This is a genomic window from Streptomyces sp. NPDC053076, from assembly GCF_044546845.1.
Classification (GTDB): domain Bacteria; phylum Actinomycetota; class Actinomycetes; order Streptomycetales; family Streptomycetaceae; genus Streptomyces.
The window spans coordinates 627,988-651,797 of sequence record NZ_JBITZL010000002.1; the positions used below are offsets into that span (position 1 = coordinate 627,988).

The 23,810-nt window shown below is 73.1% G+C and carries 21 protein-coding genes; 8 read left to right on the forward strand and 13 right to left on the reverse strand.

Features of this window, described 5'->3' with window-relative positions:
• The first annotated feature begins 11 nt into the window (after nt 1–11).
• Together ACIGYR_RS10055 and ACIGYR_RS10060 are read left to right on the forward strand one after the other, a co-directional pair.
• Nucleotides 12–1,475: an MFS transporter gene (locus ACIGYR_RS10055; RefSeq protein WP_399595895.1), complete on the forward strand. Its 1,464-nt coding sequence runs from the start codon at nt 12–14 to the stop codon at nt 1,473–1,475.
• Nucleotides 1,472–1,867: a cupin gene (locus ACIGYR_RS10060; protein ID WP_399595893.1), complete on the forward strand. Its 396-nt coding sequence runs from the start codon at nt 1,472–1,474 to the stop codon at nt 1,865–1,867. Before ACIGYR_RS10055 ends, ACIGYR_RS10060 begins: the two co-directional genes overlap by 4 nt.
• A gap of 136 nt (nt 1,868–2,003) precedes the next feature.
• On the opposite strand, the gene ACIGYR_RS10065 is transcribed toward ACIGYR_RS10060, so the two are convergent.
• Entirely contained in the window at nt 2,004–2,501 is a 498-nt protein-coding gene (locus tag ACIGYR_RS10065) for an excalibur calcium-binding domain-containing protein (protein ID WP_399595891.1), read from the reverse strand.
• 98 nt (nt 2,502–2,599) lie between these two features.
• On the opposite strand from ACIGYR_RS10065, the gene ACIGYR_RS10070 reads away from it, so the two are divergent.
• The 4 genes from ACIGYR_RS10070 to ACIGYR_RS10085 all read left to right on the forward strand — a co-directional run bounded on the left by ACIGYR_RS10070 (nt 2,600) and on the right by ACIGYR_RS10085 (nt 6,594).
• Nucleotides 2,600–3,526 carry an oxidoreductase gene (locus tag ACIGYR_RS10070; RefSeq protein ID WP_399595890.1) on the forward strand — a complete coding sequence of 309 codons (927 nt, stop codon included), beginning with the start codon at nt 2,600–2,602 and terminating at the stop codon, nt 3,524–3,526.
• 86 nt (nt 3,527–3,612) lie between these two features.
• On the forward strand, nt 3,613–4,869 hold the full coding sequence (locus tag ACIGYR_RS10075; RefSeq protein WP_399595888.1) for an ABC transporter substrate-binding protein: 1,257 nt from the start codon (nt 3,613–3,615) through the stop codon (nt 4,867–4,869).
• Complete coding sequence (locus ACIGYR_RS10080; RefSeq protein ID WP_399595887.1) at nt 4,866–5,768, forward strand: carbohydrate ABC transporter permease; 903 nt, start codon at nt 4,866–4,868, stop codon at nt 5,766–5,768. The genes ACIGYR_RS10075 and ACIGYR_RS10080 overlap by 4 nt, the downstream gene beginning before the upstream one ends.
• Entirely contained in the window at nt 5,761–6,594 is an 834-nt protein-coding gene (locus ACIGYR_RS10085) for a carbohydrate ABC transporter permease (RefSeq protein ID WP_391838516.1), read from the forward strand. The genes ACIGYR_RS10080 and ACIGYR_RS10085 overlap by 8 nt, the downstream gene beginning before the upstream one ends.
• Before the next feature lie 13 nt (nt 6,595–6,607).
• On the opposite strand, the gene ACIGYR_RS10090 is transcribed toward ACIGYR_RS10085, so the two are convergent.
• The 9 genes from ACIGYR_RS10090 to ACIGYR_RS10130 all read right to left on the reverse strand — a co-directional run bounded on the left by ACIGYR_RS10090 (nt 6,608) and on the right by ACIGYR_RS10130 (nt 16,830).
• On the reverse strand, nt 6,608–7,408 hold the full coding sequence (locus ACIGYR_RS10090; protein WP_399595885.1) for an SDR family NAD(P)-dependent oxidoreductase: 801 nt from the start codon (nt 7,406–7,408) through the stop codon (nt 6,608–6,610).
• 75 nt (nt 7,409–7,483) lie between these two features.
• Entirely contained in the window at nt 7,484–8,068 is a 585-nt protein-coding gene (locus tag ACIGYR_RS10095; protein ID WP_391838520.1) for a TetR/AcrR family transcriptional regulator, read from the reverse strand.
• A 32-nt stretch (nt 8,069–8,100) separates the two neighbouring features.
• Entirely contained in the window at nt 8,101–8,460 is a 360-nt protein-coding gene (nirD, locus tag ACIGYR_RS10100) for a nitrite reductase small subunit NirD (RefSeq protein ID WP_399595884.1), read from the reverse strand.
• Nucleotides 8,457–11,066 (reverse strand): nitrite reductase large subunit NirB, encoded by a 2,610-nt coding sequence (nirB, locus tag ACIGYR_RS10105; protein WP_399595882.1) that lies wholly within the window; start codon nt 11,064–11,066, stop codon nt 8,457–8,459. The genes nirD and nirB overlap by 4 nt, the downstream gene beginning before the upstream one ends.
• Entirely contained in the window at nt 11,067–12,281 is a 1,215-nt protein-coding gene (locus tag ACIGYR_RS10110; RefSeq protein WP_391838526.1) for an NAD(P)/FAD-dependent oxidoreductase, read from the reverse strand.
• A gap of 199 nt (nt 12,282–12,480) precedes the next feature.
• Nucleotides 12,481–13,215, reverse strand: coding sequence for an alpha/beta hydrolase (locus ACIGYR_RS10115; RefSeq protein ID WP_399595881.1), 735 nt, complete (start codon nt 13,213–13,215; stop codon nt 12,481–12,483).
• A 225-nt stretch (nt 13,216–13,440) separates the two neighbouring features.
• Entirely contained in the window at nt 13,441–14,094 is a 654-nt protein-coding gene (locus ACIGYR_RS10120; protein WP_399595880.1) for a class F sortase, read from the reverse strand.
• Nucleotides 14,095–14,217: 123 nt separating this feature from the next.
• Entirely contained in the window at nt 14,218–14,766 is a 549-nt protein-coding gene (locus tag ACIGYR_RS10125) for a hypothetical protein (RefSeq protein ID WP_391838533.1), read from the reverse strand.
• A gap of 414 nt (nt 14,767–15,180) precedes the next feature.
• Nucleotides 15,181–16,830, reverse strand: coding sequence for a M4 family metallopeptidase (locus ACIGYR_RS10130; RefSeq protein ID WP_399595878.1), 1,650 nt, complete (start codon nt 16,828–16,830; stop codon nt 15,181–15,183).
• A gap of 357 nt (nt 16,831–17,187) precedes the next feature.
• Between ACIGYR_RS10130 and ACIGYR_RS10135 the strand changes: the two genes are divergently transcribed.
• On the forward strand, nt 17,188–17,592 hold the full coding sequence (locus tag ACIGYR_RS10135) for a gamma-glutamylcyclotransferase family protein (protein WP_399596520.1): 405 nt from the start codon (nt 17,188–17,190) through the stop codon (nt 17,590–17,592).
• A 273-nt stretch (nt 17,593–17,865) separates the two neighbouring features.
• Here ACIGYR_RS10135 and ACIGYR_RS10140 read toward each other — a convergent pair whose 3' ends face one another.
• From ACIGYR_RS10140 to ACIGYR_RS10150, 3 genes are all read right to left on the reverse strand, one after another.
• Nucleotides 17,866–20,370, reverse strand: coding sequence for a molybdopterin-dependent oxidoreductase (locus tag ACIGYR_RS10140; protein WP_399595877.1), 2,505 nt, complete (start codon nt 20,368–20,370; stop codon nt 17,866–17,868).
• Nucleotides 20,371–20,508: 138 nt separating this feature from the next.
• Nucleotides 20,509–21,978, reverse strand: coding sequence for a membrane-associated oxidoreductase (locus tag ACIGYR_RS10145; RefSeq protein WP_399595875.1), 1,470 nt, complete (start codon nt 21,976–21,978; stop codon nt 20,509–20,511).
• A gap of 2 nt (nt 21,979–21,980) precedes the next feature.
• Nucleotides 21,981–22,664, reverse strand: coding sequence for a vancomycin high temperature exclusion protein (locus tag ACIGYR_RS10150; RefSeq protein ID WP_399595874.1), 684 nt, complete (start codon nt 22,662–22,664; stop codon nt 21,981–21,983).
• Nucleotides 22,665–22,816: 152 nt separating this feature from the next.
• Between ACIGYR_RS10150 and ACIGYR_RS10155 the strand changes: the two genes are divergently transcribed.
• Nucleotides 22,817–23,605 (forward strand): sirohydrochlorin chelatase, encoded by a 789-nt coding sequence (locus ACIGYR_RS10155; RefSeq protein WP_399595873.1) that lies wholly within the window; start codon nt 22,817–22,819, stop codon nt 23,603–23,605.
• Nucleotides 23,606–23,810: the final 205 nt, after the last annotated feature.

Below are 23,810 nucleotides of genomic sequence, written 5' to 3' on the forward strand. Positions count from 1 at the left end.
AGTTTTCTTACATGTATAGAAACTTACGCGGCCGTCCGGGGGCGGTGCTGGCGGCCGCTGCCGTCGCCCAGTTCGTCGTCGCCCTCGACATGGCCGTCGTCAACGTCGCCCTCCCGGCCGTCCGTTCCGCGCTCGGCTTCACCCCGCTCGGCCTGTCCTGGGTCGTCCACGTGTACGCGCTCACCTTCGGCGGGTTCCTGCTGCTCGGTGGCAGGGCCTGTGATCTGTTCGGCCGGCGCCGGCTGTTCGTCGCGGGGCTGGTCGTCTTCGGGCTGTGTTCCCTCGCGGGCGGCCTGGCCCAGGAACCCTGGCAGCTGGTCGCCGCCCGCGCGGGTCAGGGAGTGGGCGCCGCCGCGACAGCGCCCGCCGCGCTGGCGCTGCTGACCACCACCTTCACGGAAGGCCCCGGCCGCGTTCGCGCGCTCGGCGTGTGGAGCGCGGTGAACGCCGCGGGCGGTGCGCTCGGCGTGCTGGCCGGCGGGGTGCTGACCGAGTACGCGGGCTGGCGCTGGGTGATGCTGATCAACCTGCCCATCGTGGCGGCGGCGCTCGTCCTGGTGCACGCCGCCGTCGCCGCCGAGCCGCGGCCCGTACGGCGCGAACGGCCGGACGTGCTCGGCGCCGTGCTGGCCACCGGCGGCATCGGCCTGCTGGTGTACGGGGTCGTCCGCACCGACGCCAACGGGTGGGCCTCCGCCGCCACCTGGGTCGATCTCTCCGCCGCGGCCGTCCTGCTCAGCGCCTTCCTCCTGGTGGAGTCCCGGGCGCCGGCCCCGTTGCTGCGGCTCGGCCTGTTGCGCAGCCGTTGGGTCGCCGGCGCGAACCTGCTGGTGTTCCTCGCCGCCGCCGGGCAGTTCACCGCCTTCTACTTCGTGTCCCTCTACCTCCAGCAGGTCCTCGGCCTCGGCGCGGCGGCGACCGGTGCCGCGTTCCTGCCGTTCTCCGCGGGCCTGGTGGCGGGCACCGTGGTCGCGACCCGCGTCACCGCCACCCGCTCGCCCCGCGCCTCGCTGGTCGCCGGCTGCCTGCTCGCGACCGCCGGTCTGGCCTGGTTCGCCCGCATCGGCCCGCACGGCGGGTTCCTCACCGACGTGCTCGGTCCGTCCCTGCTCACCAGTGTCGGCGCCGGGCTGGTGCTGGCGCCCGCGGCGGCCGCCGCCACCACCGGCGTCCGCCCGGGCGAGGCCGGCATGGCCTCCGGCGTCCTCAACAGCGCCCGCCAGCTGGGCGGTTGCATCGGCCTCGCCACCCTGGCCACGGTCGCCGCACACCGCACCGGCACGGCCGCCGACCCCACCGATCCCGCCGCGCTCACCAGCGGTTACGCGCTGGGCCTCGCCGCCACCGCGGTCCTGTTCGTGCTCGCGGCGGTGGTCGCGATCGGCGTCCTGCCCGGCCGGCGGACGGCCGGCCCCGCCACGCCCACCGCGGCGAACCCTGCCGAGGAACCCCGACTGGAAGGAACCCCGTCATGACCATCACCCCCGTCGACCTGTTCGGCTCGGCGCTGCAGTTCCGTCCCGACGGTGACGTCCGGGACGGCGCGCGGCGGATGGCGGAGGGCGGTCCCGGTGTCTGGCAACTCGCCGCCTTCCACGTGGAGACCGACACCGATGTGCACGCCGACCACTGGGAGGCGCACCCCGACGGCGAGGAGGCCGTGTGCTGTCTGTCCGGCGGCGTGCGCCTGTACTTCCGGCCCACCGCAGAGGGGGAGGCGGAGGAGATGGTACGGCTGCGGCCGGGCACCGCCGTGATCGTGCCGCGGGGCCGCGCGCACCGGCTCGAACTGGACGGCCCCAGCGACCTGATGTCGATCACGCGCCGCCGCGGCACGTACCACGAGAAGCGCGCGGACTCCCGCTGACCCGGGGGCCGGGCGCCCATGCCGCAGGCCGCGGCCCCTCGCCGGAGGCCGCGGCCCCACGCATGAGGCCATGGGCTCACACCGGGGGTCACGAGGCGGAGGCCGCGGGTTCTGTCCGGGGACCGGGCGCCCTCGGTTACTCGCAGGCCACCCCGTCGCCGTCCCGGTCGAGATGGGAGTCGTAGCCCGGGTCACCGGCGTACAGGGGGGTGTCGCCGGCGGCCCGGGCCTCGGAGCAGTTGGCGTAGTAGACGCTGCCGCCTCCGCTGCCGCTTCCGCTGCCGCTGCCGCTTCCGCCCCCGCTGTCGTCTCCGTAGGCGGAGGTGTCGTCGTCGGCCGCCGGCTGGGCCGTGACGGTTCTGGTGACCTTGACGGTGTGGGTCCGGGTCACGGTGGGAGCCGCCTGCGGGGTCGCGGTCTCCGTGGCGGTCGCCGTGGCCGTCACGGTCACCGTCGGCCGGGGCGCGGCCGCCACCGGCTTGGCGTCGGTCGAGGCGGTGTCGTCGGCGGCACCGATGGCCACGCCGACGAAGAGGGCGAGACCGAGGGCGGGCAGCACGTAGCGCTTACGGGCCCATCGCGGAGCGGTGCGCGGCGCCGGCGGCACGGGTGGCGTCGTGTACGGGTTGGTCATAGCGTCCCCCCGGACGGTGGTGCGTGTCCCGGACGGAGCACGTGCCGACGACCGTAGTACCCCGGTGTCGTGCGTGAAGGAAGGGTGACGTTTTCGTGATGAATGGATCGAGGTGGGGTGTGGTCGACATCCCCGACCTCAGTGGCCGCGTCGCCGTCGTCACCGGCGCCAACAGCGGGCTCGGCTACGTCACCGCGCGGGAGCTGGCCCGTAAGGGTGCCCGGGTGGTGCTCGCGTGCCGGAGCGAGGCGCGGGGGCGGGCGGCCGTCGAGCGGCTGGTGGGGGAGGAGCCCCGGGCGGCCGTCGAGTTCGGCCGGCTGGACCTCGGCGAGCTGGCGTCCGTGCGGGCCTTCGCGGCGGGGCTGCCGTACGAGCGGATCGATCTGCTCGTCAACAACGCCGGCGTGATGGCCGTACCGTACGGGACGACCGCCGACGGATTCGAGACCCAGTTCGGCGTCAACCACCTCGGGCACTTCGCGCTCACCGGGCTGCTGCTGCCCCGGCTGCTGGCCGCTCCGGGCGCGCGGATCGTGACCGTGTCCAGCATGCTGCACGCCCTCGCCAACATCGACCCGCGCGATCTCGACAGCCGCGAGAACTACCGGCGCTGGGTGGCCTATGCGCGGTCCAAGAGTGCCAATCTGCTGTTCACCCACGAGCTGGCGCGCCGACTGGGCGGCAGTTCCCTCCTGGCGGCTGCCGCGCACCCGGGCTACGCGGCCACCAACCTCCAGACCGCAGGGCCGCGGGCCGAGGGGCGGCGCGGGGCCGAGCGGATGATGGAGCTGGCCAACCGCGCCTTCGCCCAGTCGGCGGAGGCCGGAGCGCTGCCCACGCTGTACGCGGCGACCGCGCCCGGCGTACGGCCCGACTCCTTCTTCGGCCCTTCGTTCGCGATGTGGCGGGGGGTGCCGGCGCCGTCGTGGCGGGCGCCCTGGACCGTGAACGACCAGGCGGCTGCGGCACTCTGGGCCGCCTCAGCACGGTTGACCGGTGTGGGCTTCGACGCCCTCGACGGCTGACACACGGCCGCAACGCCCCTTTCGTAATCGCCGCGCATGGTTGATCGTTGGGCTGTGCATCGATGACGGACGTCAGGGGGCACACGATGACGATCAGCCGAAGGAACCTGCTGGCCCTGGGCGCGGGAGCAGGAATCCTCACCGCGTGCGGGTCGAACACCGGGCGCGGCGACGGCGGCTCGGGGCCGCGGTTGTCGCAGTGGTACCACCAGTACGGCGAGACGGGTGCGCAGCAGGCCGTGCGGCGCTATGCCGCCGGCTTCAGCAAAGCGCGTGTCAGCGTGGAGTGGCGGCCGGGGAACTACGACCAGCAGGCCGCCGCCGCGCTGCTCACCGCCGCGGGGCCCGATGTCTTCGAGGTCAACGGGCCGACCCTGGACCAGATCCAGGGCGGCCAGGTGCTGGACCTCACCGAGCTGATCGCGGGGGTGAAGGACGACTTCAATCCGGCGGTGCTGGCGCCGAAGACGTACGACGGCAGGGTCTGGGGCATCCCTCAGGTCATCGACATGCAGCTGCTCTACTACCGCAAGAGCCTGCTCAGGGACGCGGGAGTCGAGCCGCCCACCACCCTGGACGCCCTGGTGGACGCCGCCAGGAGGCTGACCGACAGCAAGACCAAGGGCCTCTTCCTGGGCAACGACGGTGGCGCGGGCGTCCTCGGCGGAACCCCGTTGTACGCGGCCGGACTCCAGCTCGTCACCGACGACGGCAAGGTCGGCTTCGACGACCCCGCGGCCGCCCGCACCCTCGGCAAGCTGCACCGGCTCTACGCCGACGAGTCCCTGCTCCTCGGCGCACCCTCCGACTGGTCCGACCCCTCCGCCTTCCTCCAGGGGCTGACCGCGATGCAGTGGTCCGGACTGTGGGCCCTGCCGCAGGTGCAGAAGGAACTCGGCGACGACTTCGGGGTGTTGCCGTTCCCCGGGGACGGCGACCACGGCCGGCCCTCCGTACCCGTCGGCGCCTACGGTGCCGCCGTCAGCGCCCGCAGCAGGCACAAGGAGACCGCCAAGGAGTACGTGAAGTGGCTGTGGGTCGAACGCACCGACCTCCAGCAGGACTTCGCGCTGTCCTACGGCTTCCACATCCCCGCCCGGATCTCCCTCGCCCAGAAGGCCACCCGGCTGCGCGACGGCCCGGCCGCCGATGCCGTCCGCTTCACCACCGACCACGGCTACGCCCAGCCGCTGCGGTGGACCCCGGCGAGCCAGACCGCCTACCAGGACGCGCTCAGCCGGATCATCAGGAACGGGGCCGGTCCGGAGAGCGAACTGCGGTCCGTCGTACGGAAGGTGTCGGCCGAACTCGACCGCGTGAAGAACACGAAGAAGACGTCATGAGGCGGCGCCGGGCCCTCTGGTTCTGGGTGTTCGTCGGGCCGTTCGCGCTGGGGCTCGCGCTGTTCACCTACGTTCCGCTGCTGTGGAGCGTGGCGCTCAGCTTCTTCGGCGCGCACAACACCGTCACGCCCACGGACTTCGTCGGACTGGACAACTACACGGCGATGCTGCGGGACGACGCGTTCGTCGACAGCCTGCGGACCTTCCTCGTCTTCACCGCCTTCATCGTGCCCGTCACCTACGGGTTCGCCCTCTCCCTCGCCCTGATGGTCAACCGGGTCCGGCGGGCCCGCGCCTTCTTCCGGTCCGTGTTCTTCCTGCCGGCCGCGTGCAGTTATGTCGTGGCCGCGCTCGTCTGGAAGATGTCGGTCTTCAACGGCGTGCGGTTCGGGCTGGCGAACACCGTGCTGGGGTGGTTCGGCACCGGCCCGGTCGCCTGGCTGTCCACTCCGGATCCGCCCTGGTACTGGCTGGTCATCGTGACCGTGCGCCTGTGGCTCCAGGCCGGGTTCTACATGATCCTCTTTCTCGCCGGGCTGCAACGGATCGACCCGGTGCTGTACGAGGCGGCGGCCGTGGACGGGGCCCGGCCCGGCTGGACGGTGCTGCGCCACATCACCCTGCCGCAGCTGCGGGCCACCTCGGTCGCGGTGCTGCTGCTGCTCGTCATCAACGCCTTCCAGGCGTTCGACGAGTTCTACAACCTGCTGTCCGACGCCCGTGGCTATCCGCCCTACGCACGGCCGCCGCTGGTCTACCTCTACTACACCGCGCTCGGGCAGGGGCAGAACCTGGGGCTCGGCAGCGCGGGCGCGGTGATCCTCGCGCTGGTCATCGCGGTCGTCACGGTGGGACAGGCGCGCTGGCTGAGGCTGGGAAGGACGGACGCCCATGGATGACGCCCTGGTGCGGGCCGGGCGGGCGCTGCGGCTGGCGCTGCTGATCGCGCTCGCCCTGCTCTTCCTGATCCCCTTCTATCTGCTGGTGCGCAACGGGCTGTCGAGCGAGCGGGACATCACCTCGCCCGGCTGGACGTTCTTCCCCGCCGAGCTGAGGTGGGGCAACGTCCGGGAGCTGTTCGACGATCCGTCCGTCCCCTTCGCCCGGTCCCTGCTCAACTCCGCGCTGATCGCCGTCGCCACCACCCTCGGCACCCTGCTGCTGGCCTCCCTGGCCGGTTACGGCCTCGCCCGCATCCCCTACCGGCACGCGAACAAGGTCTTCTACGGCATCCTGGGCACCCTGCTGGTCCCGCCGGCCGTCACCTTCGTCCCGAGCTTCGTACTGGTGTCGTCGCTCGGCTGGGTCTCCACGCTGCGCGGCCTGATCGTCCCCACCCTGTTCTCCGCGTTCGCCTGCTTCGTCTTCCGGCAGTACTTCCTCGGTTTCCCGCGGGAGCTGGAGGACGCGGCGCAGGTGGACGGGCTCGGGTACTGGCGGACGTACTGGCTGGTCGTCGTACCCAACGCCCGTCCGGTGTTCGCGGCCGTCGGGACGATCGTCTTCCTCGGCGCGTGGAACTCCTTCCTGTGGCCGCTGGTGATCGGGCAGGACCAGAGCGCCTGGACGGTGCAGGTGGCCCTGTCCTCGTTCACCACCGCCCAGGTCGTCCGGCTGCACGAGCTGTTCGTCGCGGCGGCCGTGTCGATCCTGCCGCTGCTGCTGGTGTTCCTGGTCTTCCAGCGGTGGATCGTGGCGGGGGTGGAGCGGTCCGGGATCGACTGACGCGGGCCGGGGTTCAGGCCGTGGCGCCGCTGTCCACGACCAGGTCGGTGCCGACGACCGCGGCCGCGTCGTCGGAGGCCAGGTAGAGGACGGCGGCGGCCACCTCCTGGGTGGCGGCGATCCGGCCGAGCGGGAGGGTGGCCCGCGCGCGCTCGGTCCGCTGCCGCTCCGTCTCGCCCGGACGCAGGGACATGGAGGTGTCGGTGGCGCCGGGGCTGACCACGTTGATGCGGACGCCGTCCCGGATGTGGTCGAGGGCGGCGCCCCGGCTGAGCGCGGTCACGGCGGCCTTGGTCGCGGAGTAGGCGGCGGCTCCGGGGGAGGAGGCGTGCCGGCCGAAGGTGGAGGAGACGTTCACGATCGCGCCGCCCGCGGGCTGGGTGCGCATCTGACGGATCTGCGCCTGGAGGGCCAGGTGCACGCCGGTGACGTTGATCGCCAGCTGCTCGTGCCAGTCGTCCTCGGGGAGGTCCGCGAGCGGCCGGCCGCCGCGGAAGACACCCGCGTTGTTCACGGCCACGTCCAGCGAGCCGATGGGGGTCCCCCCGCCCGAGCGAAGCCGAGGGTGGGGGAGGTCCACGGCGGCCCGGACCAGCGCCTCGGCGTCTGCCGCGCGGGAGACGTCGGCGGGCACCGCGAGGGCCTGGCCGCCCTGCTCCTCGATCAGCCGGACGGTCTCCGTCAGGGGCTCCGGCCGCCGTCCGGCGACGACGACCCGGGCGCCCTCGGCGGCGAGCGCGAGGGCGACGGCCCGGCCGATCCCGGAGCCCGCGCCGGTGACGAGGGCGGTGCGGCCGTCGAAGCGGTACGGCATGATGATCTCCTCTTTCTTGACCGTTCGGTTCAGTATCAGGTCCGAAAAAACGCCCCCCGAGGGGGGCGGTCGATCTCAGTCCAGCAGGGCCAGGGCCTGTTCCGCCGCGTCCCGGACCCGGGCCGGGTCCGCCGATGCCTTGCCGACGACCCGCAGTCCCTGCATCAGCACCAGCAGGGTGCGGGCCACGGCGAGGGGGTCACGGCCGGCCGGCAGCTCGCCCTGGCTCCGGGCGCGGACCAGTGCCGCGTGCAGCAGCGTCTCCAGCTGGTCCCAGTTGCGCTCCACGCGCCGGGCCGCGGCCGGATCGTGCGGGGCCAGTTCGGCCGCCGTGTTGGTGACCATGCAGCCCTGGAGCCGCAGCCGTTCGTCGGTCGCCTCCCGGGCGTAGCGCCGGACGAGGGCGCGTACGGCCGGCAGCGCGGGTCCCGGCTGGGATAGCTCGTGCACGATCGGGGCGAGACCCGACTGCTCGTACCGGTCCAGCGCCTTCAGGTACAGCTCGCGCTTGCTGCCGAAGGTGGCGTACAGGCTCGCCTTGCCGATGCCCAGGTGCGCTACCAGGTCGGCCATCGACGTCGCCTCGTAACCGCGCCGCCAGAACAGCTCCAGGGCTGACTGCAACGCGGCTTCGGGGTCGAACTCCTTGGTCCTGGCCATGTCGTGCAGCCTAGGCTTACTGGAACGAGCGGTCAAGATATCTGGAGTGCCCGTACCTCGTACACGGCCAGGCGCACCGACTCGTCGTCCAGGCACTGCCCGCCGGCCAGGTCGAAGCGCTGCTTCAGCAGCGGGGACGCCACGAACGGGCGGCCCTCGTGGGTGCCGGTCAGCCCACGGGAGAGGACGGCCGCGCCGGTGAAGGGGTCGCGGTTGTCGACGGCGTACAGGCGGTCGGCGCGGTCCCGGAAGACGGCCACCTGACGGCCGTCGGGGAGCAGGGCGGCGACCCCGCGGCCCGGGACCAGCATGCTCAGGTCGCAGACCGTGAACCAGCCGTCCGCCAGCTGGAGCTGGACCTTCAGGTCGGTCGTCTCAACTGCCAGGGTCATCGCTGGGTGCTTCCTTCCAGGACGTCGTCGGCGGGCCGCAGGCCGATGGACAGCAGCGGCAGGTCGGGCTTGATCTGGTCGCGCTCGGGGACGAAGGAGACCACCGGGTCCGGCGCGTCCGGGGCGTTCACGAAGGACACGAACCGGGCCAGCTTCTCGGGGTCGTTCACGGTTTCCGCCCACTCGTCGCGGTAGTGGGCGACATGCGCCCGCATGAGCTTCTCCAGCTCGTCGCAGATGCCGAGCGAGTCGTGCACCACCACGTCCCGTACGTGGTCCAGGCCGCCGGGGACGCGTTCCAGCCAGGTGCTGGTGCGCTCCAGGCGGTCGGCCGTACGGATGTAGAACATCAGGAACCGGTCGATCAGCCGGACCAGTTCGGCGTCGGACAGGTCCTGGGCCAGCAGGTCGGCGTGGCGCGGGGTGGCACCGCCGTTGCCGCCGACGTACAGGTTCCAGCCGTTGGCGGTGGCGATCACCCCGAAATCCTTCGACTGCGCCTCCGCGCACTCGCGCTGGCAGCCGGAGACCGCCGACTTCAGCTTGTGCGGGGACCGCAGCCCCCGGTAGCGCAGCTCCAGGTCGATCGCCATCCGGACCGAGTCCTGCACGCCGTAGCGGCACCACGTCGAGCCCACACAGGACTTCACCGTGCGCAGGGACTTGCCGTACGCGTGGCCCGACTCGAAGCCGGCGTCCACCAGCCGTGCCCAGATCAGCGGCAGCTGCTCCACCCGGGCGCCGAACATGTCGATCCGCTGGCCACCGGTGATCTTCGTGTAGAGCCCGAAGTCCCGGGCGACCTCCCCGATGACGATCAGCTTCTCGGGCGCGATCTCCCCGCCGGGGATGCGCGGCACGACCGAGTACGAGCCGTTCTTCTGCAGGTTGGCGAGGAAGTGGTCGTTGGTGTCCTGCAGGGCCGCCTGCTCGCCGTCCAGGACATAGCCGCTCGCGCCGATGGCCGGGGCGAGCGAGGCGATGATCGAGCCGACGGCCGGCTTGCACACCTCGCAGCCCTCGCCGCCCCGGGCGTCCGCACGGCCGTGCCGGTCCAGCAGCTCCCGGTACGACGTCAGGCGCAGGGCACGGACGATCTCGTACAGCTCCTCGCGGGTCTGCGCGAAGCAGTCGCACAGGCCCTTGTCCACCTCGACACCGGACGCCTCCAGCTCGGCGGTGACCAGCTGGCCCAGCACCTTCACGCAACTGCCGCAACCGGTACCGGCCTTCGTGCACTTCTTCACCTCGGGCACGGTCCCGCAGTGGTGCTCGGTGACCGCGCCGCGGATGGCCGCCTTGCTGACGTTGTGGCAGGAGCAGATGATCGCGTCGTCCGGCAGGGCGGACGGGCCGAGCTGAGCCCCCGAGCCGGCACCGGCGGGCAGGACGAGCGACTCGGGGGAGACGGGGGGCACCGACCCTGTGAGCGCGCGCAGGGTGCCGTACGCCTCCGCGTCACCGACCAGGATGCCGCCGAGCAGTGTGCCGTCCCGGCCGATGACCAGCTTCTTGTACAGACCCGCCCGCGAGTCGGCGAAGACGACGTCCAGGCAGTCCTCGGTGGTGCCGTGCGCGTCACCGAAGGACGCGACGTCCACGCCGAGCAGCTTCAGTTTGGTGGACAGGTCGGCGCCGGTGAAGGACGCCTCGTCCGCGGCGATGGTCGCGGCGGCCGTCTCGGCCTGCTCGTAACCCGGGGCCACCAGGCCGTACACCCGGCCGTCGACGGCCAGCGCGCACTCGCCGATCGCGAACACGTGCGGGTCGTCGACGGTCCGGCACCGCTCGTCGACCGCGATGCCGCCGCGCTCGCCGACCGTGAGGCCCGAGGCGCGGGCCAGCTGGTCGCGGGGGCGGACACCGGCGCTGAACACGACCAGGTCGGTGGCGAGTTCGGAGCCGTCGGACAGCTTCATGCCGGTGACGGCACCGGAGGCGTCCGTCACGATCTCCTGGGTGCCCACGCCGGTGTGGACCGTCAGGCCCATCTCCTCGATGGTCCGCAGCAGGGCCGCGCCGCCGCCCTCGTCCACCTGCACCGGCATCAGGCGCGGCGCGAACTCCACGATGTGGGCGGCGAGCCCGAGCCCCTTGAGGGCGCCGGCCGCCTCCAGGCCGAGCAGGCCGCCGCCGACCACGGCACCGGTGGACGCCTTCGTTCTCGCGTACTCCTCGATCGCCAGCAGGTCCTCGATGGTCCGGTAGACGAAACAGCCGGTGGCGTCCTTGTTCGGCACCGGCGGCACGAACGGGTAGGAACCGGTGGCCAGGACCAGGACGTCGTAGTCGACGACCAGGCCCGAGCGGGCGGTCACCCTCCTCGCCTCGCGGTCGATCGTCTCCGCCGGGTCGCCGACGTGCAGCTCGATGCCGTGGTCCTTGATGAACTCCAGGTCGGTCAGGGAGAGGTCCTCGGGGCTGCTGCCCGAGAAGTACGAGGTGAGCCGCACGCGGTCGTACGCCGGACGCGGCTCCTCGCACAGCACGACCACGCGGTGCGTGGCGGTCAGGCCGCGCTCGGCGAGCGCTTCGAGAAAGCGCTGCCCGACCATGCCGTGGCCGACGAGCACGATCGTGGGGGCGGCCCCCGGGGTGGCGGTCATTCAGGAGCCTCCATCGTTGGTGAGCAGGTGGAGCAGGGGGCCGTCGTCGGGGAGCGGTTCCGCTCCCTCCCAGGCGCGGGCGAGCGCGCCGACGGTGCCGAGTTCGCCGACGAGGACCCCGCCGATCAGACGGTCGTCGCGGACGACGACCTTGCGGTACGTGCCCCGGGTGGCGTCGGCGAGCCGCACGACGTCGTCACCGGGGCGGGGCTCGGTCTCGCCGAACGCGGCGAGGTCGAAGGGGGAGCCGGGACCGGTCAGGGTCAGCCGGGTCAGGGAACGGGTGCCGCGGTAGCGGGCTCGGGTGTCGCCCGCGAGCAGCCCGGCCAGGGCGTCGGCCTGTTCGAGGGCCGGGGCGGCCAGGCCGTACACCGTGCCGTCGTGCTGGGCGCAGTCGCCGATGGCGTGGATGTGCGGGTCGCAGGTGCGCAGTTCGTCGTCGACGAGGACGCCCTTGCGGACGGCGAGGCCCGCCTGTTCGGCGAGAACCGTGCGGGGCCGTACCCCGCAGGCCAGGACCACGAGGTCGGCGTCGAGGGCGTAGCCGTCGGCCAGTTCCACCGAGCGGACCGTGCCCCCGACGCAGCGCACGTCCCGTACCCGGCACTCGGTGTGGACCTCGACGCCCAGGTCGGTGAGGTGCCGCAGCACCAGGTGGGAGGCGTCCGGGTCGAGCTGGCGCTCCATGAGCCGTTCGGCCTGCTGGGCGAGCACCACCTGTGCGCCGCGTACGGCCAGCGCACGAGCCGCGGAGACGCCGAGCAGCCCGCCGCCGATGACGACCGCGCGCACCCCCGGACGGACCGCGTCGGCAAGGCCCAGGCAGTCGTCCAGGGTGCGGAACGCGTGGACGCCGTCGGGGAGCCGGTGGTCCGGGCCGAACAGCCCGCGCAGCGGGGGCAGCACCGGGTTGGAGCCGGTGGCCAGGACCAGCGTGTCGTACGCGATCGAGGTGCCGTCGGCGCAGGCGACCGTCCGGGCGGCCCGGTCGATGCCGGTGACCCGGGTGCGCAGCAGGCCGGCGTGCGGCGGGAGGGCGATCACCTCCGGGGCGTACCGGCCGGCCAGCACCTCGGCCAGCAGCACCCGGTTGTACGGCGCGTGTTCCTCCTCGCCGACGAGCAGCGCGGGCACACCCAGCTCGCCGAGCCGCCGGGCGAGCCGTACGCCCGCGAGGCCGGCGCCGATCACCACCACACGCGTATTCGAGGTCATGCCACGAGCGTGCGGCCCCGACGTTACCCGGCGGCATCACCTCTGTTTCCCGCGAGGAACGCTGCCCTCAGCGGCCGGCGGGCAAAGGTGTGAGGGCCGGGCCGGCGTACGTCCTGGGTGCCCGAGGACCGTCGGGTGGCGGGGGACCGGGTGCCGGCCGACACCGCCCGCCGTCTGCCGCCGGCCTGACGGCCCGGCCTCACTTCAGGTGCCGGGTGAAGAAGCGGGCCGCGGCGTCCCCCGCGAACCGCGGGACGCCGGTGTGCCCGCCCATGTTGGCGTGCAGCGTCTTCTCCTTGGAGCCGAAGGCGTCGAACAGGTCCAGGGCCGCCTGCCGGTCGTTCCCCTCGTCGTCCCACTGCAGCAGGACGTGCAGCGGAATGGTGACCCGGCGGGCCTCCTCGAACATGGCGGCGGGCACGAGACTCCCGGCGAACAGAACGGCGGCCGAGACGCGCGGCTCGACCACCGCGAGCCGGATGCCGATGGAGATCACTCCCCCCGAGTACCCGACCGGACCGCCGATCTCGGGCCGCGACAGGAGGGCGTCCAGGGCGGTCTGCCATTCCGGGACCGACTTCTCGACGAGTGGGAGGGCGAGGGCGTCGATGATCTCGTCACCGACCGGCTCGCCGGCCTGCACAGCCCGGCGCAGGTCGGCGCGGGCCTGCTCGACGGCGGCCCAACGGGGCCGCTCCCCGCTCCCGGGGAGTTCGATGGTGGCCGCGGCGAAGCCGTCCGCTGCGGCCTGCCGTGCCCGTTCCGCCAGCCGGGGATACATCGTGCGCAGCCCGAGCGGGGGGTGGCCGAGCAGGATCAACGGCGCCGGTGCGGATACGGACGCGGGCGTCCACAGGATGCCGGGGATCTCGCCGAGGGTGAATTCCCGCTCCAGGACACCGTCGTCGAGACGCTGTTCAGAAGTGAAGTGCATGGTCGTGCCTTTCGGGAGTGCGCTTGAACGGCGCTCCCGGACGACCTATCGCCCGACCGTGACCCCGGAGGGGAGCACCCATGTCGATACGTTCACGGGTACCACCTCCTCGTTCTCTCGCACGGCCTCCGGAAAAGTAGCAGTGGCCGCCGTGGCCCGCCAACAGGTTTTCGCCAGGCCCCGTGGCCGTACGTCCTGGGCGGGGAACCGGCCCGGCGCCGAGCCTCAGCGGCTGCCCGTCAGACGGGCGAACACCACCACGTTGCCCTGGTAGCCGGTGGCCTTCGAGTAGCCCCCGCCGCAGGTGATGACGCGGAGTTCGGGGCGGGGGGCCGCGCCGTAGACCTTCTCGTCGGGGAAGTCGCGGGCCGAGTACACCTCCACCGCGTCCACGGTGAACAGGGCCACGGTGCCGTCCTCGCGGTCCACCTCGATACGGGCGCCACGCCTGAGTGCGCCGAGGTTGTAGAAGACGGCGGGGCCGTCGGTGTTGTCGACATGGCCGGCGACGATCGCGGTGCCCGTCTCACCGGGCGTGGTGCCGGCCTCGTACCAGCCGGCCAGGTTCTTCTCCTTGGCGGGCGGTGTGTCCAGGCTGCCGGAGCGGGTGAGGGCCAGGCCCGTGAGGGGCGCGTCGACGCGGATCGCGGGAATGCGGATGCGGAGCGGTACGGACGGCGCGAGGGCGGGGGCCACGAGCGGCTCACCGCCCGGATCGGCACGGCCCTCGGCGGCCGTCGGCTGCGGCGGTGTGTGCGGGCCGGCGCCGCCCAGCAGCCACACGCCCGAGCCGAGGGCCACGACGGTGACGGCGGCTATGGCGGTGTCGCCGAGCCGGGCGCTCCGGCCGCGCCCGGCAGCCTTGGCGCTCCTGCGCATACGAACCCCTCTCCCGGAGACGGCCCCCCTTGGGGATCCCCTCCCCCTCCGGGCCGCGAGGGGCGTCGGACCCGGAGGGGGCGGGATGTGCGGTACCGGCGGACGGACAGCGGAGGGTGTCCGTCAGATCCCGTCGCCTCTCGCCCGGCGATGCAGGAGCCAGGTACCGCCCACGGCGGCGACGGCCAGCGCCGTCACACCCGCCGTGGTCTGTACGGGGTCGGTGCCGAGTCCGCCGCCGACCCCCGTCTTCACGCTTCCTCGCGGCTGCACCTGCTCGTGCACCGCGCTCAACGCCACCACCAGGTCGCCCGACACCTGCCGGTCCCCCTCGGCGCACTTGGCGACGATCTCGTACGTCCCCGGCTGCGCGCTCGGGGGCACCCGGAACTGGCCGATCGCCTCGCCCTGGTGCGTGCTGGGCGCCAGGGGGAACGTGCCGGCGCCGAGCGCGCCCGCGTCACCGGTCGCGGCGCCCGGGTCCCCGCACGCGGCCGTGTTCACCGTGACCTGGTTGCCGGGCGTCACGGTGGAGGGGTACACGTCCAGGCGGCCGGTCTGAGCGCCCCGGAGGTGAGCCGCCGTGCGGACCGCGTCCGCGGCGGCCTGGGCGGGTGCCGCGGCGGCCACGGCGAGCGCGGTACCGGCCAGCAGACGGGCAGTGCGTCGCATGGTGCTCCCCAGGGCTTGTCCGACTCGTCCAGGGGTGCGCCCCTGCCCTTCCGAGATAAGTGGCTCCGCGACCGGTTCGCTTCCTGAGGCCGCGTCAGGGATACGGCGAACGGGTGCCGGTCCCGCCACCCGCACGGGTCAGCCCGTGCGGCGTTCCGCCAGGTCATCGGCGGGTACGGAAGGACCGGGAGACTGCGGTACGAAAAGCACACGAATGGAGCGGTGGTGCCGGTGAACGGGTGACGGCGCATCAGCCGCAGCGGGCACCGCGGGCAACCGGACCCGCCCCGCGTCCGGCACCCGGAGCAGGCCCGCGTCCGGAACGGACCCGCCCGCATCCCGGAAGGGACGCGGTCCGTGCGCGCGAGAAGGCCGGTGCCGCCCGGGCACCGGCCTTCCGCTGTCGCCGTCGGTTCAGCTGACGTTGACCGCGCTCCAGGCGGCGGCCACCGCGTTGTACTCCGTGCTGCCCGCGCCGTAGAGGTCCTTCGCGGCGTTCAGGGTCGCCGTCCGTGCCCCCTTGTAGTTCGTCGAGGACGTCATGTACACCGTCAGCGCCCGGTACCAGATCTTGCCGACCTTGTCCCGGCCGATGCCCGTGACCGTGGAGCCGTTGTAGGTGGGGGAGTCGTAGCTGACGCCGTTGATGGTCTTCGCGCCGCTGCCCTCGGCCAGGAGGTAGGCGAAGTGGTTGGCGACGCCGGAGGAGTAGTGGACGTCCAGGTTCCCGACCGACGAACTCCAGTAGTCCGCCGAACTGCCGTCCTTGGACGGCTTGTCCATGAAGCGCAGGGCCGCCTTGCCGAAGCCGGGCTTCACGATCTTCTCGCCGATGAGGTAGTCACCGGTGTCGGAGGAGTTGTTCGCGTACCACTCGACCATCGTGCCGAGGATGTCGGAGGTGGCCTCGTTCAGCCCGCCGGACTCGCCCGAGTAGGTCAGCGCGGCCGTCTTGGACGTCACCCCGTGGGACATCTCGTGCCCGGCGACGTCGAGGGCGACCAGGGGCCCGAAGGTGGTCCCGTCGCCGTCGCCGTACGTCATGCAGAAGCAACTGTCGTCCCAGAAGGCGTTGTTGTAGTTGCTTCCGTAGTGGACGCGGTTGTACGAGCCCTTGCCGTCGCCGGCGATGCCGTTGCGGCCGTGGACGTTCTTGTAGTAGTCCCAGGTCTCGTTGGTGCCGTACTGGGCGTCGACGGCGGCCGAGGCGCGGTCGGCGGTGGTGCCCGTGCCCCAGTGGTTGTCGGCGTCCGTGAACACGGTCGCGGGGGCCCGGCTGATGCAGATGCCGAAGATGCACAGGTCGGTCTTGTTCTGCGCGTCACCGGTGTAGGTGTTCCCGCGGGTCGGGTCCTTGAGCTGGTACGACGACCCGGACTGGGTGGTCTCCAGCGGCACGGTCGCGCTGTACAGCGACTTGCCGTCGCCGGTGGCGGTCTCGATGCTGTCCCAGGCGTCGATCTGCGCGCCGGTGCGCGCGTCGGTCAGCACGGTCCGGGCGACGGGGTTGCCGAGCGAGTCGAGGCCGACGGCGTTGGTGCGCAAGGCCAGCTTGGGGCTGCCGTGCAGGGCGTCGACCACCAGTTCCGGCCTGGCCTTGACCTGCTTCAGCCGGTCGCCGAGGTTGGCCGCGCGCAGCGCGTTCACCGCGATCCCGGCGGCCTCGGTGCCGGAGACCGCCGGGGTGACGGAGGGCACGGAGATCGCCTGGCGGGTGGCTCGGTCGGCGCTGCGGTAGCTGCCGTCCGCGGCGAGATGGACGACGAAGTCGCCGCCGATCACCGGGAGGTGGCGAAAGGTGCGGTCGTAGCGGACGTGCTGGGTGCCGTCCTTGTCCACGATCACGTCCCGGACGCCGGCGTCCTGGGGGGAGGTGAGGCCCAGGGTCGCCGCGTGGGTCAGGAGTGCGGAGGCCGCGTTCTCGATCGCGGTGGCCCGGGTCGGTCTGCCGTCGGCGTGGGCGGCGGGGGAGAGGCTGACGGCCAGCAGGGTCGCGGTGGTGAGGGCGACACCGGCGGTGGCTGTGCGACGGGTTCCTCGGACGTGTTGCCGTATCCGGCTCATCTGTCTCCTCGGGAAGGCGCCAGGCTCGGCGTGGGGGTGGCGCTGATGTCACCGAGATTTAAGTGGCCATGACATGTCATGTCCATAGTCTCTTCATGGAGATGTGTGGGGAGCCGGCGTGGGTACAGAATCGTTTCCGTGATCACCGAGGACCCCCGCCGGTACGCCCGCGAGGACGCCGACCCGTACGCCCGCGAGGCCGGACGCCGGTGTGCCCGCGAGGACGCCGGCCCGTACGCCCCGGAGGTCGGCGGCCGGTGTGCCCGCGAGGATCCCGGCCGGGGTGCCCGTGAGGACCCTGATCGGTGTGGCCGCGAGGACGCCGGTGAACGTTCCGGTGAGGGCGGCGGTCGCCCGCTGCCCTTCTTCGTCTACGGCACGCTCCGCCCCGGCGAGGTGAACCACGACCTGTACCTGCGCGGCCGCACCCTCGCCGAGGAACCGGGACGCCTCACCGGCGCCGTGCTGTACGACGGCCCCGGCTATCCCTACGCCGTCGAGGAACCCGGCGAAACCGTGCGCGGCGAGCTGGTGACCACCCGGCCGGAGGCGTACGAGGAGTTGCTCGCCGCCCTGGACCGGCTGGAGGAGTACGTGCCGGGCGACCCCCGCAACCTCTACGAGCGCGCCGCCCGGGATGTCGTACGCGCCGCCGGCGGGACCGTCCGGGCCTGGGTCTACCTGGCCGCCCCCGGGGTCGCCGCCCGGCTGCGCGACACCGGGACCCGCATCGCGGACGGCGACTGGCTCTCCCGCCGCTGATCGGTGCCGGGGACGGTTCAGCCGAACCTCGTCACGTGCAGTGGCCTTGGTGCGCCACGGCGGCCCGGAAGCTTCGGGCGGGTGCCGGAGGTTGGTCTCGAACTGCCCCGGGTCCTGGTCCGTCGAATGCCACTGGCCCTCGGGCAGTTTGCTGTGTACCGCCTGTTCGAGCATCTTGTCGATCTGCTGGTGACCGGCCGAGGAGCGGCGTGCGGAGTCCGACCGGGCCGTCGAAGACGCCGGGGTGCACGACATCCACGCGGTCATGCGGCACTACGTCTCCGGATCTTTGCTGACCGCGACTGCGGTCAGGCCCTTTCCGGCGCTCTGACCTCCCAGGACCTCCACCCGCACCGCGCACGACTTGAACTCCGGCATCCGGGACGTCGGGTCCAGGGCGGGGTTGGTGAGGGTGTTGGCACGGCCCTCGCCCGGCCAGTGGAAGGGCATGAAGACGGTGTCGGGGCGGATGGCACCGGTGATCCGGGCCGGCGCCACGGCCCGGCCGCGCCGGGAGACCACCGCCACCGGATCGCCGTCGGCCGCCCCCAGCCGGGCCGCGAGCCGCGGATGCAGCTCCACGAACGGTCCGGGCGCCGCCGCGTTGAGCTCCGTCACGCGCCGGGTCTGTGCCCCCGACTGGTACTGGGACACCACCCGGCCGGTGGTCAACACCAACGGATACTCGGCATCCGGCTCCTCGGCGGTCGCCCGGTACACGACGGACACGAACCGGGCCCGTCCGTCGGGGGTGGCGAACCGATCGAGAAAGAGGCGGGGCGTGCCGGGGTGCGGGCGGGACACGGAGACCGCGTCCCCGCGCGGCCCAGCACGATCCGGCCCAGCAGGATCCGGCCCAGCACGATCCGGCCCAGCAGGATCCGGCCCAGCACGATCCGGCCACGCACGATCCGGCTCAGCACGATCTTGCTCACCACGACCGGTTGTTGCCTCACCGTCCCTGGCCTCGGCTGGGCCCGTGTTCCCGGCCTCGGCCGGGTCCGTGTCCCCGGCCCCGGTTCGGCCCGTGTCCCCGGCCCCGGCTGGGCTCGTGTGCCCGGCCACGGATCGGTTCGTGTGCCCGGTGTCCGTGTCGATGCCGGTGCCGGTGCCGGTGCCGGTGCCGGTCGCGACGTCCGGCTCGGTTTTCGTCGGTGTCTCCCCCTCGGCCGGTTCCTCCGGGCACGGCCAGAAGACGCCGTTCTCCTCGGCGAGGCGGCGGTAGGTGATGCCCGAGTAGTCCGCCGGGCCGCCCGCGCTCGCGCGCCGGAGTTCTTCGAAGGTCTCCTCCGGGTCGGTGGGGAAGCCCTTCTCCACGCCGAGCCGGTCGGCCAGCCCGTGCAGGACGTACAGGTCGCTGTGGACGCCGGGCGGGGGAGCGACGGCCTGGCGGCGCAGCAGCACGCGGCCCTCCAGGCTGGTCGTCGTGCCCGTCTCCTCCGCCCACTGGGTCACCGGCAGCACCACGTCCGCCAGCTCCGCCGTCTCGGACAGGACGACGTCGGCCACCGCCAGGAAGTCCAACGACCGCAACCGCTCCTCCACGTGGGCCGCGCGGGGCGCGGACACCACCGGGTTGGAACCCATCAGCAGCAGCGCCCGCACCTCCGTGCCGAGGGCGTCGAGAAGCTCGTACGCGCTGCGCCCGGGGCCGGGCAGGCTGTCCGGGTCCACGCCCCACACCCCGGCCACGTGCCGCCGCGCCACCGGGTCGTCCAGCTTGCGGTAACCGGGCAGCTGGTCGGCCTTCTGACCGTGCTCGCGCCCGCCCTGCCCGTTGCCCTGCCCGGTCAGACAGCCGTATCCGGACAGGGGACGGCCCGGCCGGCCGGTCGCCAGGCACAGGTTGATCCACGCGCCCACCGTGTCCGTGCCCTTGGACTGCTGTTCCGGCCCCCGCGCGGTGAGCACCATCGCCGCCTCCGGCGCGCAGAACATCCGCACCGCCTCACGCAGTTGCGGTACCGGCACCCCGGTGATCCGCTCCACGTACTCCGGCCAGTGCGCCATCGCCGCCGCCCGGGCCTCGGCCCAGCCCGTGGTCCGCTCCCGGATGTACTCCTCGTCCGTCCGCCCCTCGGCCACCACCAGGTGCAACAGGCCCAGCGCCAGGGCGAGATCGGTGCCGGGCCGGGGCGCCAGGTGCAGGTCGGCCTGCTCCGCGGTCCGGGTCCGGCGCGGGTCGACGACGATCAACGTGCCGCCGTTCTCGCGAAGTTCCGAGAAGAACCGCAGCGACGGCGGCATGGTCTCGGCCGGGTTGGAGCCGACGAGGATCACACAGCCGGTCTTCGCGACGTCCTCCAGCGGAAACGGCAGCCCGCGGTCCAGTCCGAACGCCTTCGTGCCGGCCGCCGCGGCCGACGACATGCAGAACCGGCCGTTGTAGTCGATCTGCGAGGTGCCCAGCACCACCCGCGCGAACTTGCCCAGCGCGTACGCCTTCTCGTTGGTCAGCCCGCCCCCGCCGAACACCCCGATCGCGTCCGGGCCGTAGCACTCCCGCGTCGCCCCGAGCCGCTCGGCGATCCGGTCCAGCGCCCGAGCCCAGCTCGCCTCCACCAGCCGGCCGCCCTCCCGCACCAGCGGCGCGGTCAGCCGCACCGCCGGCGACAGCACCTCGGCCGCCGTACGGCCCTTGCCGCACAGCGCGCCCCGGTTGACGGGGAAGTCCGGGCGCTCGGTCACCTCGACGCCCCCCTGCGGCAGGGACGTGACGTTCATCCCACACTGCAGGGCGCAGTACGGGCAGTGGGTGGGCGTCGAGGTGTTCTCCATGCCGCCCAGCGTGCGTCGGGCGTGTTACGGCCCCTGGCCCCGTCCGGTTACACGCCCGGCACGGCGACCTCCCCGCCGGGCCGGGAGCGGCGTGAGGTCCGCGCTGGGCCGGGAGCGGCGTGAGGTGCCGGACCGTTCCTACTGCCGGTTCAGGGACCGGGTGACGCCCGCCGCGATCGTGGTGGCCAGCACCCAGCCGGTGGCGATCAGCAGATACGACAGCCACTGGTACCAGCCGCGCGGCGCGTACGCCCCCTGCTGACCGAAGTCGACGATCGGCAGCAGCAGGTCCAGGGCGTAGGCGAGCGGGTTGAACACCGGCGCCTCTGCGGGGCTGACAGCCGGCGGATGGTGCAGGGCGAAGGCGAACGTGCCGGTGCTCAGCAGCAACAGCAGCCAGCCCGCGGCCCGCATCGGGCGGAAACCGTAGCCGACGGCCGCGTCCTGGAGACAGCCCCACACCCGGGCGTACGGCGGCAGGGTGCGGCGGTGACGACGCAGCTTGGCCAGCTGGACGGTGCGTGCGGCACCGTCGTCGCCGACCGTCCGGTAGGCGGTGGTCAACTGTTCGTAGGGCTGGGGGAGATAACCGTCCGGCTCGTGTTCCAGCAGCGGAAGACGCCGCTCGGCCGGGAGGTGCGGGGTCAGCACGCGATAGCTGAGCCCGTCGGTCTGGACCTGACGCGGCCACACCTCGGGCGGCACGTGCAACAGGTCGAGCTGGGCACGGCGCAGATTGACGGAACCCTCGATGGGTGCGGCCTCCCGCAGCCACAGCTCGCCCACGACGCTGCTGCTGGCGCGCAGCGCCTGGCCGTCCGGGTTGGACAGCCGGGCGTGGGCGAGGTTGAGCTGCCGGGGGATCCGGGCACCGCCCAGATTGACCCGGCCACGACTGCGCAGACGCATGGCGTGCAGGTCGGTGCCGACCGTCAGGACCTCGGCGTTCAGCGCGGTCTCGCCGGGAGCGTTGAGCTCCGCGTCGTTGAGGTTCACCTGGTTGCGGACGACCGACCCGTTCAGATGCACCTTTCCGTGCGCGACCAGGCCCGGGGCCCACACGTCCGCGCCGATCTCGGCGTGGTTGAGCTGGAGCACGGCCTCCTCGGGAACCTCTCCGGGCCTGCCCAGCCGCGCACCGTTGGCGAAGAACGCCCCGGACAGCTTCGCGCCCTGGAGCCGTACCGGCCCCGTGATCCGGCAGCAGGTGATCCGCACCACCCCGTCGGCGCGCAGGGTCCCGGCCGTCAGCCCCGGCAGCACCGAGTCGCTCAGGACCAGGGCGCCGACCTGCGCCCCGTACAGGTCGGGCGGCTCCTCGAAGTGGCAGAAGCGCAGCCGGACGGGGTGGCCGACCGTGCCGTACTTGAGGTCCAGCCGGCCGGTGATCCGCGCGCCCGCCACCTTCAGGCCGGCTGTCCGCCCCTCCCGCACCGGCCCGGCCAGCAGCAGTTCCCGCAGCACCTCCGCGCGCAGCGTGCGCTCGGGCCCCCACGAGGCGCCCCGCGCGGGGTCCTCGTCGCCGCCCTGCCGGAAGTCGACCCCCTCACCCAGCGGGAACGCCTCCCGTACACGGCGCTCGGCGGGCGTCAGCTCCGTGATCTCCATGCTCAGTCCCGCGCTCCCGCCAGGGCCCGTGTGACCCCCTGCTCCTTCGGCCCCAGGAACCGCGGGTCCGGCCGGAACACCGCGTCAAGCACCGCCTTGCCCGCCGCGAACACCTCGCGCGTGCCCCCGTAGTACCAGGTCACGTCATGCTTGTCCTCGACCCCCACGCCGTACGACTCCACCCCCGCGGCCTCGCACAGCGCCACCGCCCGCCGGATGTGGAAGCCCTGACTGATCAGCACCGCCCGGTCCACCCCGAAGATCTTCTTCGCCCGCACGCAGGAGTCCCAGGTGTCGAACCCGGCGTAGTCGCTGACGATCCGCCTGTCCGGCACCCCGTGCTGCGCCAGGTACGCGCGCATGGCGTCCGGCTCGTCGTAGTCCTCCCGGCTGTTGTCCCCGGTGACCAGCACGACCTCGATCCGCCCCGTCCGGTACAGCTGGGCCGCAGCGTCCAGCCGGCGCGCGAGGTACGGCGACGGCTTGCCTTCCGCCCACAGCCCGGCCCCGAACACCATCGCCACCTCGGTGCGCGGCACGTCCGCCGTCGTCCGCAGCCGGTCCGCCGTGGACGCGTACAGCCACGTCATCGGCAGCAGCGCCAGCACGCACCCGGCCATCACTGCCTGCACCAGCCGCCGCTGCCCGGCACGCGTACGCGGCAGCCGCGGTCGACGGATCCTCATACGCCCCCCAGTGATCGGTCCCGACCAAGGAGGACGCGAACGACGGCGATCCGGTTCGCCTCACATCGCGCATCCGTACGAGGTGAATCCGCGGAAAACACCCGTGACGACCGCGCAACGGGCGCGCAACGTCCCCGGGTCAGGATCCTTGCATGACGGCGTCGACCCCACCCAGCACCAGCGGCCGGCTCGTGACCCCGCTCGGCCGCCGCCGCCCGGCCGCGCCCGCCCTCGTCCTGGTCGCCCACGGCAGCCGCGAACCCCGGGCGCTCACCACCGTACGGGCCCTCATGACACGGGTACGGGGGCTGCGCCCCGGCCTCCCCGTCCACCTGGGCCACATCGAGCTGACCGAGCCGCTGCTCCCCGGCACCCTGGCCGCCCTCGGCGACACCCGGGCCGTCCTCGTCCCCCTCCTCCTCGGCCGCGGCTACCACGTCAGACAGGACATCCCCGAGATGGCCGCCGCGGCCTCCGCCCGCACCCGCACGGCCACCCCGCTCGGCCCGCACCCGCTGCTCGCCGAGGTCCTGCACGCCCGGCTGCTGGAGGCCGGCTGGCCCCCGGCCACGGACGACTCGTTCCGCCGGTCGAGCGCGGTGGTCCTCGCCGCCGCCGGCTCCCGCGACCCCGACTCGGCCACCGACACCCGCCGCACCGCCCGCCTCCTGGCCGCCCGCCTGGGCGTCCCGGTGATCCCCGCGTACGCCTCGGCGGCGACCCCCGCCGTCCCCACGGCGGTCCGCGCCCTGACGGCACGGGGCCGGCACCGGGTGGCGATCGCGTCGTACTTCACGGCACCGGGCCGCTTCGCGACGCAGTGCGCGGAGGCGGCGCCCTGGATCGCGTCCGCTCCGCTGGGGGACCACGAGGCGATGGCCCGCCTGGTCCTGCACCGCTACGACCAGGCCCGGACGGCGCGGTCCACGGAAGCCGCCTGACGGGACGCGGGGCCGTGCCGGCGTCCGGCTCGGCCGCATGGCCACGGCAGGCCACCGAGCCCCGCACCCGCCCGACGACAGAACCCGGCGGCCCGTCGGGCACCCGCACCCGTCCGACGACAGGACCCAGCAGCCCGTCGGGCACCCGCACCCGCCAGACGACAGGACCCAGCAGCCCGTCGGTCTCCCGCACCCGTCCGACGAC

What these genes read in the sequence shown, in the direction of transcription:
- ACIGYR_RS10155 (WP_399595873.1), top strand. Translation starts at nt 22,817, where the DNA reads ATGACGGCGTCGACCCCACCCAGCACCAGCGGCCGGCTCGTGACCCCG.
- ACIGYR_RS10075 (WP_399595888.1), top strand. Translation starts at nt 3,613, where the DNA reads ATGACGATCAGCCGAAGGAACCTGCTGGCCCTGGGCGCGGGAGCAGGA.
- ACIGYR_RS10120 (WP_399595880.1), bottom strand. Translation starts at nt 14,094, where the DNA reads ATGCGCAGGAGCGCCAAGGCTGCCGGGCGCGGCCGGAGCGCCCGGCTC.
- ACIGYR_RS10060 (WP_399595893.1), top strand. Translation starts at nt 1,472, where the DNA reads ATGACCATCACCCCCGTCGACCTGTTCGGCTCGGCGCTGCAGTTCCGT.
- ACIGYR_RS10065 (WP_399595891.1), bottom strand. Translation starts at nt 2,501, where the DNA reads ATGACCAACCCGTACACGACGCCACCCGTGCCGCCGGCGCCGCGCACC.
- ACIGYR_RS10080 (WP_399595887.1), top strand. Translation starts at nt 4,866, where the DNA reads ATGAGGCGGCGCCGGGCCCTCTGGTTCTGGGTGTTCGTCGGGCCGTTC.
- ACIGYR_RS10125 (WP_391838533.1), bottom strand. Translation starts at nt 14,766, where the DNA reads ATGCGACGCACTGCCCGTCTGCTGGCCGGTACCGCGCTCGCCGTGGCC.
- ACIGYR_RS10090 (WP_399595885.1), bottom strand. Translation starts at nt 7,408, where the DNA reads ATGCCGTACCGCTTCGACGGCCGCACCGCCCTCGTCACCGGCGCGGGC.
- ACIGYR_RS10130 (WP_399595878.1), bottom strand. Translation starts at nt 16,830, where the DNA reads ATGAGCCGGATACGGCAACACGTCCGAGGAACCCGTCGCACAGCCACC.
- ACIGYR_RS10140 (WP_399595877.1), bottom strand. Translation starts at nt 20,370, where the DNA reads ATGGAGAACACCTCGACGCCCACCCACTGCCCGTACTGCGCCCTGCAG.
- ACIGYR_RS10145 (WP_399595875.1), bottom strand. Translation starts at nt 21,978, where the DNA reads ATGGAGATCACGGAGCTGACGCCCGCCGAGCGCCGTGTACGGGAGGCG.
- ACIGYR_RS10085 (WP_391838516.1), top strand. Translation starts at nt 5,761, where the DNA reads ATGGATGACGCCCTGGTGCGGGCCGGGCGGGCGCTGCGGCTGGCGCTG.
- nirD (WP_399595884.1), bottom strand. Translation starts at nt 8,460, where the DNA reads ATGACCCTGGCAGTTGAGACGACCGACCTGAAGGTCCAGCTCCAGCTG.
- ACIGYR_RS10055 (WP_399595895.1), top strand. Translation starts at nt 12, where the DNA reads ATGTATAGAAACTTACGCGGCCGTCCGGGGGCGGTGCTGGCGGCCGCT.
- ACIGYR_RS10110 (WP_391838526.1), bottom strand. Translation starts at nt 12,281, where the DNA reads ATGACCTCGAATACGCGTGTGGTGGTGATCGGCGCCGGCCTCGCGGGC.
- ACIGYR_RS10115 (WP_399595881.1), bottom strand. Translation starts at nt 13,215, where the DNA reads ATGCACTTCACTTCTGAACAGCGTCTCGACGACGGTGTCCTGGAGCGG.
- nirB (WP_399595882.1), bottom strand. Translation starts at nt 11,066, where the DNA reads ATGACCGCCACCCCGGGGGCCGCCCCCACGATCGTGCTCGTCGGCCAC.
- ACIGYR_RS10150 (WP_399595874.1), bottom strand. Translation starts at nt 22,664, where the DNA reads ATGAGGATCCGTCGACCGCGGCTGCCGCGTACGCGTGCCGGGCAGCGG.
- ACIGYR_RS10095 (WP_391838520.1), bottom strand. Translation starts at nt 8,068, where the DNA reads ATGGCCAGGACCAAGGAGTTCGACCCCGAAGCCGCGTTGCAGTCAGCC.
- ACIGYR_RS10070 (WP_399595890.1), top strand. Translation starts at nt 2,600, where the DNA reads ATGAATGGATCGAGGTGGGGTGTGGTCGACATCCCCGACCTCAGTGGC.